This is a genomic window from Longibacter sp. (assembly GCF_051155795.1).
GTDB lineage: Bacteria > Bacteroidota > Rhodothermia > Rhodothermales > Salinibacteraceae > Longibacter.
The window spans coordinates 1-15,957 of record NZ_DAXETW010000101.1 but is presented as its reverse complement, the minus strand read 5'-3'; the positions used below and the strand labels follow the sequence as shown (position 1 = coordinate 15,957).

The window sequence follows — 15,957 nt, the reverse complement described above, 5'->3', positions numbered from 1 at the left end:
CCCTCCCGCCCCCAGTTTATGCCGTCCCCTTTCAATCGACTCGGCGAGTGGTTCCTGCCGGATCGCGCCTCCACGCAGACCTGGATGGTGCTCACGTTCGCCCTGTTCGTTGGTACCGCCGTCGTCGTGGTTGCCCTCTACGTGGTCCTCGTGTTGACGGCGGAGATGCGCTCGGCCATGGAGCAAACTCTCCGTGATCAGGCCGAACGGGTTGCCGTCCAGATTGAGAACGAACCGGACCCGCAGGCGCGCCTGAGAATCGTCCAAGAGCTCAGCCGACTGACCGACCTTCACATCTCCGTCGCTACGCCCGACACGGTCTACTACGATCCGAACGGCGAACAGCAGGCCTCCGACTCTACGCTCATCGACCCCGACCGCCTCGCGGCGATCGACGCCCCGGAATCGCGCTACACCGAGCACATCGGCCCGGACGGCGAAACCGTATTCTACGCTGCGCTCTACCGGCCCGCGGCGAATCTAATCATCCAGGTCGGCCAGCCCACGCCTCCGCTGTACGAGCTCGCGCAGCGGACGCAGATCGTTCTGATCCTTGGAATGGTTCTCGCCCTCATTCTCTCCATCATCGGAAGCTGGATCGCTGCCTATCAGGTCACCACGCCTTTGAAACGAATCCGCGATACAGCGAGCGAGGTCGCAGAAGGACGCATCACGGGCCGGATTCGCATCGACTCCCGTGCGGCTGAATTCCAGGATGTGGCAGAAAGCCTGAACCGGGCCTCCGATGCCTTCCGGGAGAAGATCGAGGAACTGGAACGCCTTACCGCCCTCCAGAAAGAGTTCATCGGGAACGTCTCGCACGAGGTCCGCAACCCGATTTTTGCCATCAGCGGGTACCTCGAAGCGCTCGGCACTCCGCGCCTGTCGGACGACATGCGAAAACGATACGCCGAAAAGGCCCTGACGAATCTGGAACGTCTGCAGAACCTGTTCAACGACCTGATCGAGATTGCCCGGCTCGAGTATCGGGAGGATCTGATCAATCGCAGCGAGTTCGACCTCAAAGACCTCGTCAATGAGGTCAGCGAGATGCTCCGACCGAAAGCCGAGAAGAAAGGGCTGGACTTGAACGTCGACATTCCACGGTACCTGGTCAGCGCGGACCGTAATCGCATCCGGCAGGTGCTGGTCAACTTCATCGACAACGCGATCGCCTACACCGATGACGGGTCGGTTCGCTGCCGGGTGCAGCGACGCCTCGACAAGGTCCGCATCGAGGTCATCGATACCGGCAAGGGAATCGACGAGGAGCACCTGTCCCGGATCTTCGACCGCTTCTACCGCGTCGACCCCGACCGTTCCCGCGACAGCGGCGGCACAGGCCTCGGCCTCAGCATCGTCAAGCAGATCCTTCAGGCCCACGGAGAGAACCCACACGTCGAAAGCACCAAAGGCCGCGGCACACGCTTCTGGTTCGAACTCCCTTACGCCGGCGTGCCGGATGAGGTGGGGGTTGAGGATTGAGGATTGGGGGTTCTGGGGTGTGGGGTCTGTGGTGTGGGTCGTGGGGTACCGTCCTGAAGTAGGTTTCAAGAACCGAGACCTTGAACCCTGAACCTTGAACATACAGCCAGTCCCCCCTCCCGTGAAAACTCCGCGTGACCGCGGGGGCTGCCTTTTTCTTCCGGACGTCCACCTCTATATTTGATCTTGGTTTCGGGTCGTATACCGACCTGGCACCGATGCGCATGCTGCGTATCTGACGCACTGGATGGAAGCGCTTCGCCCCCGAAGACGCCTCCTTTCGCCCCGGTCCGTGCGCCGTCGATGCCGTCCGAGTTCCGGACGGATCCGGCCCCGTGTCGTCGACCGCGTCGTGCCGCTGGCCGCCCCCGGTGGCTGCGGGTCGATCGATCGCGCCGGACTCGGGATCCCGCTCTGTATGGACGCAATTTGGCCCGATAGGTATGGAGATGATGAGCAATTCGCCGGAGTCGAAGCCGGAGTCGCCCGACGTGCACGAAGAGACGCCGAGCACCGCGGAAGCCAACTCGGGCTCTGCGCCCGACGGTCTCGCCGCGCCGGATGCACACGCCGAGGGCGAGGCCCCGAACGATGCGTCGAACGGCCACGCCTTCCCGGCGGCGCCTACATACGAAGGCGATCTGGAGGTCCAAACCCTCACGCCGGACGACTTCGACGCCGACGATCTTCGTGCCCGCCTGCGGACGATGATGCTGTCGCGCCGGCTCGACGAGAAGATGATGACGCTCCTCAAACAGGGCAAAGGCCACTTCCACATCGGCTGCGCCGGACACGAGGCAGCACAATCCGCCATCGGCATGCACTCTCGGCCGGGACAAGGGGCCGGACACGACTGGTTCTGCTTCTACTACCGGGACCTGTGCATGGCCCTCACCCTCGGCATGAGCCCCGAAGATGCCCTTCTGGCTCACCTCGCCAAGGCAGACGACCCGAACTCCGGCGGCCGCCAGATGCCGGAGCACTTCGGCCTGAAAGACCTGAACGTCATGACAACCTCGTCATCGGTCGGTGCTCAGTTCCTGCCGGCCCTCGGGTTCGCTATGGGGATTCAGCAGCGCGGCGAAGACAACTATGTATACGCCTCCTGCGGTGACGGCGCAACGTCGCAAGGCGACTTCCACGAAGCCCTCAACTGGGCCACCCGGCGGCAGGCACCGGTCCTCTTCTTCGTGCAGGACAACAAGTATGCTATTAGCGTCCCGGTCGAAGACCAGACGGCCGGCGGCACCGCCTACAAGCTGGCCCGTGGCTACGACGGCCTAACGCGAATGCGCGTCGACGGCACCGACTTCTTCGCTGCAGCCTCCGCGGCCGAAGCGGCGATGAACCACATCCGCAGCGGCAAGGGCCCTGTCTGCCTCGTCGCGGACGTGGTGCGCCTGTACCCGCACTCGTCCTCCGACGATCACTCGAAGTACCGCACCCCGGACGAACTCGAGGCCGATCGGGACATCGACCCGATCGATCGCCTGCAGCATACCCTCACCGACGCCGGTCTCCTGACCGACGGCGAAGCCGACGAGATGCGAGACGACGTCCGCAAACAGGTCGACGAAGCGGCCGACTGGGCGAAGCAACAGGCCGACCCGTCGCCCGACACAGCCACGAAGTACGTCTACTTCGAAGACGACGACGATATCGAGTACAGCTCGGAGGCAGACCTCGACCCCGACGCCGATCCGATGGTTCTGGTGGACGCGGTCAACCGCACGCTGAAGGAAGAGATGGCGCGCGATGAGAGCATCCTGGTCTACGGCGAAGACGTTGCCGGCGAAAAGGGCGGTGTGTTCACGGCGACGAAAGACCTCACGGCCATGTTCGGCGAGGATCGCTGCTTCAACTCTCCCCTCGCCGAGGCGTCCATCATCGGCACAGCGGTTGGACTCGCAGCCAGCGGCTTCAAGCCGGTCGTGGAGATTCAGTTTGCGGATTACATCTGGCCGGCTATGCAGCAGATTCGCAACCAGGTCGCTCCGTTCCGCTACCGATCGAATGACGACTGGGCTTGTCCGATGGTCATTCGCGTCCCCTGCGGCGGCTACATTCACGGCGGACTCTGCCACTCGCAGAACGTGGAGTCCATCTTTGGCCACATGCCGGGGCTCAAGGTGGTGATGCCGGCAACCGCGGCTGACGCCAAGGGCCTTCTCACAACGGCCATCCGCTCCCAGGATCCCGTGCTCTTCCTCGAGCACAAAGCACTTTACCGGGACGCAGCCGCTCGCACCCCCACGCCACCCGAGAACTATGCCTTGCCCTTCGGGAAAGCTCGAACTGTGCGCGAAGGCGAGGACATGACGATCATCACATACGGCAAAATGGTCCCCTTCTCGGAGAAGGCTGCGAAGGAGCTTGAGAAAGACGGCTTCGACGTTGAAATCATCGACCTTCGGAGCATCACACCGCTCGACTCAGACGCTGTCATCGAGTCGGTGAAAAAGACGAACCGTGCACTCGTCGTGTACGAGGATCACGAGTTTATCGGCTTCGGCGCAGAAATCAGCGCGCAGATCGCGGACATCGCGTTCACGTATCTCGACGCACCGGTTCGCCGCGTCGCCGGCGACTTCTCCCCGATTCCGTTTGCACATTCCCTCGAACGAGAGGTCCTGCCAAGCGATAGCAGCATCCTTGAAGCCGCGCGCGACCTGCTGGCATTCTAACCAGCACCTGCATACGGAAACCCACCGCTCGGAAGCCATGGCATCAAGCGGCGTCGTTTTCATACGGCGCCGCTTTTTTGCATGCGCATCCTGCGCGGAATGAATCCCTTGCCCCGAACCGAAGTTAGGTATACACCCGGTCCGGTCGATCGATGCACCTGGTCCCCGGCTTTCCGAGGCCTCTTAACCGGCATTGCCTCTCCCCCGGCGCTTCCGTCATGTTTTTTCTCCCCACCCGCATTCCGATCCCGCCGGCATTTTATTCAACGGAGACGGACGCGCCCATCGAAACGTGTCTCGTCTGCGACCGGTCTCTTCTGGATAGGAACACGGAATACCTCGTCGAAAAGGCAGTACGGCAACACCCGGAGTACGACGTACGTGAGGTGATTTTCGAGTACGCACTCTGCCTCCGCTGCCATGCCGATCTCCAGGACGAGATCTCCGACGCGTCGAAGCGGGCTCTGGAGACGTATTTCCTGGAAAGAGCCAACCTCTACCAGCGGGCGGCGCTTCTGATGTCGGAAAACGCTCCGGGACCGTTTCCCGAGACCGGCGCAAACGGCGGCGCGGGCACCAGCGGTCCGGACCCCGAACGCTGGATGGACCGCTGCATCGTGAGCGGCACGCCCATTGAGGCCCTCGAAGAATACCAGTTGATCGGCCACTGCGTCGGGCGCGAAATGCTCATGACGCATCTCCCGCTCGTGATCGGCCATGAGGCGATGAACGAAATCATGCAGCGACTGTCGAGGGAGACGCGGGACCGGCTCGGCGGCTTTCAGGAGGAGCACTTCGGCCCACCCGAGATGCCCCACGAGCTCCCGGTCCCAATTTTCGCCTGAACCCGCACGTGGCGTAGCGTTTGAACGGGTACGGTCTGCGCAGGTACCGTCTGCGCACGTCAGGGCCGCAACATCCCCTCCTGGTTCAGGTAAAGGATTCCTGTTACAGGCGTCGTGCAACGCCTCTTTTTTCACAGAACGTCCCTCACCTCCGCCCACCATGACGAAGGTACGACTTCTCGCCCTCCTGCTCATTATCGCCGTGTTGTCAGGATGTAGCTCCTCGCAACCGGCTGCATCCGGTCAGCAGGCCGGCGACGCCCCGGCCTCGTCGCCGGACACTGAGCAGCCGTCGGACGCTGCGGCCGCACGGACGGAAGCATCCAAAGCCGATACGTCGCAGACGGACGCCTCCCGTCGGGCGACATCGGAGTCGGCCAGCGATCGCGGGACGTCAGAGCAGCCGCCCCCGGACACGCCGAATGAGACGGAGCCGACCCTCGCAGACGTGGCGGAGTCTGCGCCGGAAGACTGGCAGCACCGCAGCCCGGGCGAGAGCACGTCCCCCGGCATCGGCACGGACGAGGCGTATGCGACCGTCCTAGAGGGGCGCGAACCAAAGCAAACCGTCATCGTCGCGGTCATCGATTCCGGCATCGACATCCATCACGAGGATCTCGACGGCAACATTTGGACGAACGAAGACGAGATTCCCGGCAACAACGTGGATGACGATAACAACGGCTACGTCGACGACATCCACGGCTGGAATTTCCTCGGCGGGCCCGACGGCGAGAACGTAGACCACGCGCCGATGGAGCTCACGCGCATCGTCCGAGATCTGAGTAAAACGTTCGCCGATGTTGATTCGGCTTCCGTTCGACCCGAGTACCGGGCGGACTACGAGCGCTACCAGCGCCTAAAGGCCAAGCTTGACGAGATGCGTGCGAGCAAGCGGCAGGAATACAATAACGTGCGCAATGCATATGAGGCCATGCAGTACGCGACGCAGATGCTGAAGCAGGCCCTCGGGAGCGACTCGCTCTCCCTGTCCGCTGTGCGCGGCCTCTCCTCTCCCCGTCGCGACCTGCAGCAGGCCCGCGACATCTTCGTCCATTTCGCGCAGAACGACCTCCGCCTGGAGGACATCAAGGAATACAAGACGGACATTGAAGAACAGCTGCGCTACGGGTACGATCTCGAATTCGACCCGCGACCAATCGTAGGTGACAACCCCGACGACCTGACGGAGCGGTTCTACGGCAACAACGACGTGACCGGGCCGGATGCGTCGCACGGAACCCACGTTGCCGGCATCATTGCTGCGGAGCGCAACAACGGGACCGGCATCGACGGCATCGCCGAGAGCACCCGGATCATGGCCGTTCGTGCCGTCCCGAATGGAGATGAACGCGATAAAGACGTCGCCAACGCGATCCGGTACGCCGCCGACAACGGAGCCGACATCATTAACATGAGCTTTGGCAAGGACTACTCTCCGGAGAAGCAGGTCGTGGATGCTGCCGTTCGGTATGCGGATTCGCTGGGTGTTCTGATGATTCACGCGGCGGGGAATGACGGAGCCAACGTGGACTCAACGGACAACTTCCCCTCCGAGGTGTACCTGGACGGGACGTCGCCGGAGGGATGGATCACGGTCGGGGCGTCGTCCTGGAAGGGAGAAACGTCGCTTGCAGCCTCCTTTAGCAATTATGGACCGGCGCGGGTGGACGTGTTCGCGCCCGGGGTCGACATTTACTCGACCACGCCAGATAATCAGTACGAGCGGTATCCCGGGACCAGCATGGCGGCTCCGATGGTCTCCGGTGTGGCTGCTCTGCTCATGGCGCATTACCCTGCGCTTTCGGCCACGGAGGTTCGTCGCATCGTGCTCGAGTCGACGACCCAGTTTCCGGATCAGATGGTCGTGACGCCGGGGGGTGACCGTCAGGTGCCGTTTGCCTCTTTGTCTTCCAGCGGCGGCATCGTCAACGTCGTTCAGGCACTCCGTGCGGCGGAAGCCCGAACCGCCGCCGCAACGCCGTGATGGGTGCCTCCCCCGTCCCGGCTGCTTGCAGATAATAAAACGAGCCGCAGGCCCCTGATTCCCCCGCCGACTTCCACGCCGACTGCTGTCCTGGCCGCTATGCCTTCGCCTGACTTTTCCGAATCCCTCGTCGACCTTGCAGACCGCGCTAAGGTACTGTCCCACCCGGCGCGTCTGGCGATCATTCGCCACCTCGCCCAGCACGACGAGTGCATCTGCGGGGACATCGTCGCCTCCCTTCCCCTCGCCCAGTCCACTGTCTCCCGGCACCTCCGGGTGCTGCAGGACGCGGGCGTGGTCCGGGTGACGCCAGACGGTCCGCGGTCCTGCTACTGCCTTGACCGTGGCACCCTGCGCGACATGCGCGTATCCTTCGATGCTTTTCTGACGGAGCCGAAAGAAAGCATCACGACGGACGCGTAAGCGACGTGCCTTCAGGCCGGGAAACGCAGCCCGACCCACGTGCCGGCGTCACTCGACGATCGTGCACGTGCCGGTTTCGTACGCCTCGCGAAGTGCCTCCGTCGCGTCCGCGCGGAGCGACGCCGGCGTTTCGTGCCGGTGCCGCCTGAAAGCAACGCCGATGCTTGCCCCTCCCTCCAGTTCGCCCGTGGCAGCATCCATCTGCTGCTGCAGGTTTACCGCCCAGGGCTCGACCTCGTGGAGACCGCCGTGGTAAAAGACGCCGTACGTAAGCTCTCCGAAACGAACCACCCGTTGCTCGGGCGACGCCTCCTTTAGCCGCGAGCGAAGCGTCTCCTCTGCCGAGACTACCGCCTCGTGTCCGGCACGTGCGATGGCCTCAGCCCGGTTAAGATGCACGAGAACGAGCGCCAGCTGTGAGCCGACTCGGTCGGCAGCCTCCATTTCTTCGGCGATGATTTCTCCGCGCGGCCGGGGCTTCCCGTCGTCCGGCTGCGTCTCCCCATGGTCAACCGGTTCGGCTTCGGGCTCGTCCTCCGCCATTTCAGGCGTCGGCGATCCGGCCGGCCGCTCGTCATCATGCCGCCCGTCCGCTGGTTCACCCGCATGCCGATCGTCGTCTCGGGACGGCGACGGGGTCGCGTCGGCGGTGTCGTCTGCCTGGGGACCGTCGCCGGAGATTTCCGCAGCGCCGGAGAATAGATCCGGATGCTCATCGGCGTCGTCCGGAACGGGGTCCGATTCGCGGACGCGTGGCGTGCCCGTACGCGACGGGGAGCTGTCCCCGTGGACCGGTGCCTGTTCCTCCTCCGAGCGGGTTGATGCCGACGCCTTCGACTGCAGGACGAGCGCGACGGTTTCGGCGTACTGCTCGATGATCGCGCGGGCGTTGGGAGCGCCAAGATCGCTTTCTTCCGTCGCATCAACGAGCATGAACGTGGTGGTCGCCGTGTCACGGAGCTGGACCGGCGCCAGTGCGATGTGGTCGATGGACGGGGGCTCATCGTAGTAACGCAGGTACCCCGCCACCACATCGCGTCCACCCTCGATCCGGCGCACGCTGATCGGTTGTCGCGACATGGACGCCGTCAGAAGCGGGTCATTCGTGGAAAAGACGCCGTCCCGCTTGACGTCAGCCGAACGGCTCGCGATCGCGCGGATGTGATATTCAAGAACGACGTCTTCTTGCACGAGGAGGCACACCGAGTGCGCATCGACGGCGGCGCGGAGCGACTCGACAAGCGGGACCAGCACCGGCTCTCGGCTCGGGTCGGTGGTCGTGATGGCTGCCGTACTCGTAGAGGCTCCGGTCTCCGCGTCGGTGTCGGCATCGTCGGCCTCGTCAGCCTCCTCCGCGGCTACTGGCGCCGATGGGTCCGACACCTGCGTGGATGCCGTCGCCGTACCAGCGGAGGCGGCGACGTTTCCACGCCCACCTGCTTCACGCCCTGGGACCGATGGCGACGCCCCCGCAGGCTGTCGTTCCGGCGTGCCATCTCGATTCGCCGCGTGGCTTCCATGGCGGGAAGTCGGTGCGCTCCCCGACGTCTGGGTATGTGCCTCAGCACCGCTGCCGCCGGAGGCACGGGGCGGCTGGTTTTGTTGCGGGCGGATCGACACAATGCCGAAATCCTGAAGCCGATGCTCACGGTCCGGGGTCTCGCGTGCGGCTTTCCGCTGGCGGCGATGGTATTCCCGCCACCCGTACACGGCCGCCCATCCCAGTGCCGCCAGGAGCGACAGGCCGGACAAGGCATAGACCCACGTATGATCCAGCCAGAACGCCAGGACGGCGATCAGAACAACAAGGACGACAAGCAAGGCACGGATCATGCGAGCGGGGGGTGGCAAGACCTGCCATCGGAAGAGAAGGAGATCAAGCGTTAAATCTATTTCGATCGGCGGGGAATGTCAACCAGGGATACGGGGACACACGGGATCGAAACAGGCTACGGGAAAGCGTGACAATGGACCGGGGAAACGTCTCAATCCGTATCGATCGTGTCTGCGTCGGTCGGAAGCTCAATCTCCGGTAGCCGGAACGGAACCTCTACGTCGTCGGGAATCGGATTTGGCTCAGCCCACAAACGACCGTCGTACGTTTCCATCACGACGCGATTGCCGGCACGCCCCTGCACGTAGCTTCGGTGCAGCGGCACTTTCCCGTGTGGGGTGTCAAGCACGTAATCCGGGATGGCGAAGCCCGTCGTCCGGCCCCGGAGCTCCCGCATGATGTGCATTCCGGTTTCGATCGGGGTGCGGAGATGGGCCGTCCCACCGATCAGCTGCGCCTGGTACAGATAATAGGGTCGAACACGCATCCGGACCAGCCCCTGGTTCAGCGCCTTCATCGTCGCCACGTCGTCGTTGATGCCACGAAGGAGCACGGTCTGATTTCCCACCGGAACGCCGGCGGAGGCGAGACGGGCGATGGCCGCGGCGGCGTCTTCGGTCAACTCCTTCGGGTGGTTGAAGTGTGTGTTGATCCAGATCGGGTGGAACTGCGCGAGCAAATCGCACAGCTCGCCCGTAATGCGGTACGGCAACTTGACCGGCATCCGCGACCCAAAACGGATAATCTCAACATGGTCGATGGCGCGAAGCCGAGACAATAGCCACTCCAGGTGCGCTTCATTGAATGTGAGCGGGTCGCCTCCGGTGAGCAGGACGTCGCGGATCTCTTGATGCGCGTCGATGTAGTCGATCGCCTCCTGCAGCTCGCCGGTACGCATAAAAAAGTCGGCGTCTCCCACCATCCGCTTGCGCAGGCAGTACCGACAGTAGATCGCGCACTCAGCCGTCACGCAGAACGCCACGCGATCGTGGTAATTGTGAATCAGGTTCTTAACCGGCGAATGCGCGACCTCTGTCAGCGGGTCTTCCACCCCGACGAGGTCCGGCTCCAGCTCCTGAACCGTCGGCACAACCTGGCGGCGAATGGGACACGACGGGTCGTCGCGGTCCATCAGCTGCGCGTAGTACGGCGTGATATTCCACCGGAACACGCCCTCTGTTTGCTCGATCCCTTTCACCTCTGCGTCGGTCGGATCGATGTACGCCCGTAGCGCCTCCAGGCTGTGGATTCGATTGCGCATCTGCCAGCGCCAGTCGGTCCATTCGTCGCGATCCACGGCGGGTGGACAGATGACGGCGTCGGGCATCGCAGGGTCGGGGTGGGTGGACGGGTTCAATGCGAGTGAATCTACGCGCCGGCATTGCCGAACGTTGCCGAACAGGGAGAGGAATTCAGGAGATTGCCGTGCTTTCCACACAGCCCTGACCGGGTCGGCGCGGGTTTAAACGGGCGCCGAGATAACGCCGGGAATCTGACGCCGACATTCCCGCGCCGGGAGCGATCTATGCGGGTCGCTCAGCCGATCTGCAATCGCCGAAGGGCTCGGTCGAAGACATCCGCAAGGAAATCGTCGTACGGCGTATTCATCAGCTCGGCCGCAATGGCGAACGTACCGTCCGGGGCGAACGTGGGTAGGGGGTTAATCTCCAGAAACCAGGGCTGACCGGCCGTATCCACTCGAACGTCCGCGCGTGCGAAATCAAGGCAATCCAGCGCGTCGAAGGTCCGGAGCGTGAGGTTCTGAAGCGACGACTCAAGCTCCGGCGTTAGATCGCCCGCGAGCTCGTACTGCCATTCCTCGGTCGGCTCGACGGCCCCTCGATGCTCAAGTGCGTGCAGACCGATGCCCGTGGTCGTCTCCACCGCCCGTTGTAGCACGGGCAACGCTTCCGGCGGGTCGTGGCCGATCACGCCCACCGTGTACTCACCGCCGCCCCGAACGAAGGATTCCACGATCACATCCTGCCCGTAGGTACCGGTCTGGCGTCCGACCTCGGCTCGGAGCTCTTGAAGAGTGTCGACGCGACTGGACGGCTGGATGCCTTTCGATGAGCCCTCATACCGTGGTTTGACGAAGAGCGGAAAGGGCGGCACGTCGTCCGGGTCGATATCGGGAACGCCTCCATACACGCGGTGCACCGGTGCCGGGACCCCGGCGGCACGCACGATATCCTTCGTCCATGCCTTGTCCAGCGTCACAGACAGCGTCAATGCATCCGAACCGAGGCAGGGGATGTCTGCCATTTCGAGGAGGATGGGAGCGTACGCCTCCCGATTTCGGCTCCGCGCGCCCTCCGAGATGTTGATGGCCGCGTCGATGTCCAGGCCCTCTTGCAGTCTGGCATGGAGGTCGAAGGCGGTCCCGACCCGAACCGGCCGGTGTCCCAGCGCTTCCACCGCTCCCGCGAGCGCGTCGACCGTATCGACCGGCTCGTACTCCGCATCCGCATCCGACGGCTCCCCGTCACGCCACGGGTAGTCCTCGAAGACATCGTAAATCAGACCGATGCGCATGGGCGAAGAGGTTCAAGGTTCAGGATTCTGGGTTACGGGTACCGAGTTATGGGTTCCGGGGTGTGCCTTGGGTTCATAGGTAACAGATCACCTCGGCAACTTGGGTGACACTCGAACCAGCTTGTGCGCTCGTCTCCGGCACGTTCCGCGAGCCCTGCTGGGCACGATCGTGAATAAACCGGACTTCTGGCCGTTGGATGCCCGCATCATGCGATGCATTGAATCTCGCCCGAAGCGACAGATCGTGGCCCTCTTGTACGGTCAATTCTCACCTCGATGCATGCACTTGGCATCTCTGTCCGTCGCTGCGACCCCTTGACCGACATGGAAACGTGTTACCGATGTTGCCGAGGCAAAGTGTTACCGATGTTGATGGTATCGCAGCGTCCGATTTCGTCAATCATCGTGCTCTCGAATCCCAACTAACGACACCCAACTCGAAGCCGATAAGTCGTAACGAGCCAACCGAAAACGGCCGAACGAACAAACGGTCAACGGTCAACGGTCAACGGTCAAACGAGTCAACGAGCCAACGAATTCCGAAATCCACCATTCACCATTCTCAATTCACCATTCGCCATTCAACATTCACCATTCAACATTCGCCCTCATATCCCATCCCCTTCAACGACCTCGTCGATTTCGTCGACGACCTCATCGACGACCTCTTCGGCCTCCCCCTCCTCGATGTCCACGGCCTCTGCTGCGATCTCGGGCTCGACGTCCGGGCGGTCGCGGTGCTCCAGGATCACGAGGGCTGCAACCACGGGTTCATCCGTTGCACCGCCGGCTCCGCCCATGGATGCCACATCGACCACAACCCACCCGCGCTCCAGTTCGATATTCAATTCCTCCAGACCGTCATTGCCGTTTGGACCGGTTTTGACGATCATGGCCTTCTGCGTCATGCTCATAACCCTGAGTATCCGGTGAGAGGTCGGTGCAGCCGGTCCGTCCAATCATACGATGAAGCAGATGGTCGGACCGGAATGGATCACGCCCTGCTACGGACCGGGGGTGAACATTGTTGACCGGGTCACTCGTCGCGGCGCCCGACCGGACCCGGGCATCCGTTGTCAAACAGCACCCCACGCACGGCACGACCCTGGCCACTGCCGCGGAGCACGAAGAATTGCAGGATGCATCCTCCGAACGGACATTCTGGTTGCAATTCGTTAACACCGTTAATTACTTGCGGATCGCTCATCCCCTCCTTCGGAACGACCGCTTTCGATCCGCCGCCCGGGTCCGGTACATCCCTACCCGCGCGGATGATCTTCGATCGCGAATCGGTGCGTTCCCGCCGGCTTCCGGCACCCTATGGCGTCGACTTCGACGTTCTTCGCTCCTCACCATTCTCCCCTCTGTCTCATGCCGTCTCCAACCTTCGGGGCTTCCAGCCCCTTGGCCACGGCATGCGTGCCGCCTCCAGGGCGCGCTACGCGTGCATGCCTCGGACTTCTGTTCGCTCTCTTGATCTGGCTTGCTGCACCGGCCGCCTCGGTCCAGGCTCAGGGCTTCGGTGTTTTCGAACAGGGCGCCTGTGCCATGGCACGAGCCGGTGCGACCGTCGCCGACGGATGTGGCGACGGATCGTCCATTTACTTCAATCCAGCCAACATCGTCGATAACGACGGACTGGTCTTCTCTGCTGGCGCCACCATGGTGGCTGCTCAGGGCGACTACACGAGTGGGCTCACCGGCGAGGTGAGTGACCTGCAAAACAGCCCTATCCTCGTCCCCCACGCCTACCTCACCTACAAAGTAAACCCGTCCCTTGCTACAGGTCTCGGCATTTTCGTTCCGTACGGGCTGTCAACCGAGTGGAAGCCCACATTCGACGGTGCCTTCGAAGGCTATGACAGTGGCGTCCAGGCCATCTACGTGCAGCCGACGATCTCCTATCGCATCAACGAACGGCTTCGCGTCGGCGGCGGCCCGATCGTCGCGATCGCCGGCGTAGAGCTGAACCAGCGCCAGGACCTGTCCCGGCAGGAAGCTCCTACCGGCACGCCGTTCGCCCAACTCGGTGTCCCGCACCACACGGCGTTCGTCGACGTCAAGCTGGAGGGACATAACGAAATCGGATTCGGCGCCAATGTCGGCGCCACGTTCGACGCGACCGATCGGCTCTCGCTCGCGGCGCGATTTACCACGCCGATCAAAGTAACCTTCGATGGCGACGCGACCTTCAACCAGATTCCGACAGGCATCATCCTGCCCGATGGAACCGGGATCGACGCCGTGCTCGCTCAGACGCAGTTTTCTGAAGGCACCGGAACGCTCGTTGACCAGGGGATCGAGACCGAGATCACCTTTCCGGCCCAGCTCGTTGTCGGCGTCAGCTTCGACGCAACGACGGATCTGAGCGTTATGGCCGACTACCAGTGGACGAGCTGGTCGGATCTTGGCGCCATCCCGCTGGATTTCGAGGACATAAACCTCGAACCGGGAGAACCGTCCGCACTGGACACCGAGCGTGAGCTCAATTACGAGAACACGCACGGCGTCCGCCTCGGTGCCCAGTACAATGTACTGGACAACCTCGATGCCCGTGCTGGCTTCATCTTTAATACGGCTGCCGCCCCCGCGGCAACGGTGACGCCGCTTCTACCTGAAAACGACCGCACGCACTATACCGTCGGCCTCGGGTACCGCCCGGTCGATGCGTTTGAAGTAAACGCCGCCTACCAGTACCTCGGGCAGGCGGACCGTGCCGGCCGCGTCCGGGATGTCCGTCCCGGCGAATCCGTCAACTCCCTCAGCGAACTCAACGAAGGGCTGTACTCCTTCGACGCGCACCTCGTCGGCCTGACGCTCACCGTCCATCTGTAAACCACCCATGCGAACCGATATGTCTTTCTTCAACCGCTCCGCTGCCTGGGGCCTGCTGCTGATTGCGTTCGCGCTGCCTTTCGTGGCCGGGTGCGATAGCGACAGCCTCTCCGACACCGATCCCCGACAGTCATCCGTCGATCCGATTTTCGATCGCTACGTGTCGATCGGCAATAGCATCACCGCCGGATTCCAGTCCGATGGCATTAGCACGACCACGCAGAATGAGTCCTATGCCGTACTGCTGGCGGACCAGATGGGGACGCCGTTTGATATCCCCGCAATCCGCGAACCCGGTTGTCCCGCACCATTCACAGATATTCTTACCCAGGAGCGCGTCGGCGGCACAAGTCGCAGTGACTGCTCATTACGGTCCCTTCCCTCCACGCTCGTACTGAATAACGTCGCGGTCCCGGGCGCGGCCACCGTGGACGTCCTAAGCAACGATCCCAACGTCGCAAACCCCTCCGCGCTCACGCGCCTGATCCTGGGGAACCGGACGCAGGCGGAGACGGCCCTCGTCGCCAGCCCGACGTTTGCCAGCATCTGGATCGGCAACAACGACGTCCTCGGCGCCGCCCTCAGCGGCAATCCGGATCGCATGACGCCCGTGGATGACTTTGAGTCGCAGTACGGCGATATTCTGGACAACCTCACGGACGGCGACGTCGAACGCGGCGTCCTGATCTCCGTTGCGAACGTGGCATTTATCCCAAATCTGTCGCCCGGTCCTGCATATGCAGCGGCCGAAACCCAGCTGAATCAGATTGGGCAACAGATCGCGGCGAATGATACGTCGAAAACCTGGGGAAGCTACACGGTCGACGCGTCGTGCGACGCAGGCGGTAGCGGCGCTGCATCCCGCGTGCCCTTTTCTTACGGGTTTGGGAATTTGTTCAACGAACGGGCTCTCCAGGGGGAAGACGTAACGCTCGTGTGCGACCCGGCCTCCGCACCGGAGATCATCCTGACGGGCGCGGAAGCGCAGCAGATTGTTGCACGGCTGACCGCATTCAACGCGTTCATTCAGGACCAGGCCGACCAGCGCGGATGGGGGTACGTGGACGTCAACCCGGCGCTCCAGGCGCTGTACGCGGCAGGCTCGAATACGCCTGCGGATCCTTCGGACGATCTCGTGCCGAAATTCCCGAACACGGACGGCCCGACGTTCGGGCAGTTCTTCAGCGAAGACGGCGTGCATCCGAGTGCTGGCACGCATCAGGTCGTCACGAACCTCTTGGTCGAAGAGATCAACGAGACGTACGGCACGTCTCTCCAGACGATCAACGCGCCGGATATTCCGTCGCCGCAGCAGTAGAACCGGAGGCA

At 62.8% G+C, this 15,957-nt stretch carries 11 protein-coding genes; 7 read left to right on the top strand and 4 right to left on the bottom strand.

The window, feature by feature from the left end; genetic code table 11:
* Window positions 1-18: 18 nt before the first annotated feature.
* The 5 genes from ACFCU0_RS10765 (at window position 19) to ACFCU0_RS10745 (ending at window position 7,424) form a co-directional block, all read left to right on the top strand.
* Window positions 19-1,485 carry an ATP-binding protein gene (locus ACFCU0_RS10765; RefSeq protein WP_434973675.1) on the top strand — a complete coding sequence of 489 codons (1,467 nt, stop codon included), beginning with the start codon at window positions 19-21 and terminating at the stop codon, window positions 1,483-1,485.
* 449 nt (window positions 1,486-1,934) lie between these two features.
* The gene (locus tag ACFCU0_RS10760; protein ID WP_434973674.1) at window positions 1,935-4,169 is read left to right on the top strand and encodes an alpha-ketoacid dehydrogenase subunit alpha/beta; all 2,235 of its coding nucleotides are present in this window, start codon (window positions 1,935-1,937) and stop codon (window positions 4,167-4,169) included.
* A gap of 218 nt (window positions 4,170-4,387) precedes the next feature.
* Window positions 4,388-5,014 (top strand): hypothetical protein, encoded by a 627-nt coding sequence (locus ACFCU0_RS10755; protein ID WP_434973673.1) that lies wholly within the window; start codon window positions 4,388-4,390, stop codon window positions 5,012-5,014.
* A 160-nt stretch (window positions 5,015-5,174) separates the two neighbouring features.
* Entirely contained in the window at window positions 5,175-7,001 is a 1,827-nt protein-coding gene (locus tag ACFCU0_RS10750; protein ID WP_434973672.1) for a S8 family serine peptidase, read from the top strand.
* A 99-nt stretch (window positions 7,002-7,100) separates the two neighbouring features.
* Window positions 7,101-7,424, top strand: coding sequence for an ArsR/SmtB family transcription factor (locus tag ACFCU0_RS10745; protein ID WP_434973671.1), 324 nt, complete (start codon window positions 7,101-7,103; stop codon window positions 7,422-7,424).
* Window positions 7,425-7,472: 48 nt separating this feature from the next.
* Here the strand turns inward: ACFCU0_RS10745 and ACFCU0_RS10740 are convergent, their stop codons facing one another.
* The 4 genes from ACFCU0_RS10740 to ACFCU0_RS10725 all read right to left on the bottom strand — a co-directional run bounded on the left by ACFCU0_RS10740 (window position 7,473) and on the right by ACFCU0_RS10725 (window position 12,707).
* Window positions 7,473-9,257, bottom strand: coding sequence for a hypothetical protein (locus ACFCU0_RS10740; protein WP_434973670.1), 1,785 nt, complete (start codon window positions 9,255-9,257; stop codon window positions 7,473-7,475).
* 152 nt (window positions 9,258-9,409) lie between these two features.
* Window positions 9,410-10,585: a KamA family radical SAM protein gene (locus ACFCU0_RS10735; protein WP_434973669.1), complete on the bottom strand. Its 1,176-nt coding sequence runs from the start codon at window positions 10,583-10,585 to the stop codon at window positions 9,410-9,412.
* 209 nt (window positions 10,586-10,794) lie between these two features.
* Window positions 10,795-11,793 (bottom strand): D-alanine--D-alanine ligase family protein, encoded by a 999-nt coding sequence (locus ACFCU0_RS10730; RefSeq protein ID WP_434973668.1) that lies wholly within the window; start codon window positions 11,791-11,793, stop codon window positions 10,795-10,797.
* A 608-nt stretch (window positions 11,794-12,401) separates the two neighbouring features.
* On the bottom strand, window positions 12,402-12,707 hold the full coding sequence (locus ACFCU0_RS10725; protein ID WP_434973667.1) for a hypothetical protein: 306 nt from the start codon (window positions 12,705-12,707) through the stop codon (window positions 12,402-12,404).
* Window positions 12,708-13,164: 457 nt separating this feature from the next.
* On the opposite strand from ACFCU0_RS10725, the gene ACFCU0_RS10720 reads away from it, so the two are divergent.
* Together ACFCU0_RS10720 and ACFCU0_RS10715 are read left to right on the top strand one after the other, a co-directional pair.
* Complete coding sequence (locus tag ACFCU0_RS10720; RefSeq protein WP_434973666.1) at window positions 13,165-14,628, top strand: OmpP1/FadL family transporter; 1,464 nt, start codon at window positions 13,165-13,167, stop codon at window positions 14,626-14,628.
* Between the two features lie 19 nt (window positions 14,629-14,647).
* Window positions 14,648-15,946, top strand: coding sequence for an SGNH/GDSL hydrolase family protein (locus ACFCU0_RS10715; protein ID WP_434973665.1), 1,299 nt, complete (start codon window positions 14,648-14,650; stop codon window positions 15,944-15,946).
* The last annotated feature ends 11 nt before the right edge of the window (window positions 15,947-15,957 follow it).

What these genes read in the sequence shown, in the direction of transcription:
- ACFCU0_RS10765 (WP_434973675.1), top strand. Translation starts at nt 19, where the DNA reads ATGCCGTCCCCTTTCAATCGACTCGGCGAGTGGTTCCTGCCGGATCGC.
- ACFCU0_RS10760 (WP_434973674.1), top strand. Translation starts at nt 1,935, where the DNA reads ATGATGAGCAATTCGCCGGAGTCGAAGCCGGAGTCGCCCGACGTGCAC.
- ACFCU0_RS10755 (WP_434973673.1), top strand. Translation starts at nt 4,388, where the DNA reads ATGTTTTTTCTCCCCACCCGCATTCCGATCCCGCCGGCATTTTATTCA.
- ACFCU0_RS10750 (WP_434973672.1), top strand. Translation starts at nt 5,175, where the DNA reads ATGACGAAGGTACGACTTCTCGCCCTCCTGCTCATTATCGCCGTGTTG.
- ACFCU0_RS10745 (WP_434973671.1), top strand. Translation starts at nt 7,101, where the DNA reads ATGCCTTCGCCTGACTTTTCCGAATCCCTCGTCGACCTTGCAGACCGC.
- ACFCU0_RS10740 (WP_434973670.1), bottom strand. Translation starts at nt 9,257, where the DNA reads ATGATCCGTGCCTTGCTTGTCGTCCTTGTTGTTCTGATCGCCGTCCTG.
- ACFCU0_RS10735 (WP_434973669.1), bottom strand. Translation starts at nt 10,585, where the DNA reads ATGCCCGACGCCGTCATCTGTCCACCCGCCGTGGATCGCGACGAATGG.
- ACFCU0_RS10730 (WP_434973668.1), bottom strand. Translation starts at nt 11,793, where the DNA reads ATGCGCATCGGTCTGATTTACGATGTCTTCGAGGACTACCCGTGGCGT.
- ACFCU0_RS10725 (WP_434973667.1), bottom strand. Translation starts at nt 12,707, where the DNA reads ATGAGCATGACGCAGAAGGCCATGATCGTCAAAACCGGTCCAAACGGC.
- ACFCU0_RS10720 (WP_434973666.1), top strand. Translation starts at nt 13,165, where the DNA reads ATGCCGTCTCCAACCTTCGGGGCTTCCAGCCCCTTGGCCACGGCATGC.
- ACFCU0_RS10715 (WP_434973665.1), top strand. Translation starts at nt 14,648, where the DNA reads ATGTCTTTCTTCAACCGCTCCGCTGCCTGGGGCCTGCTGCTGATTGCG.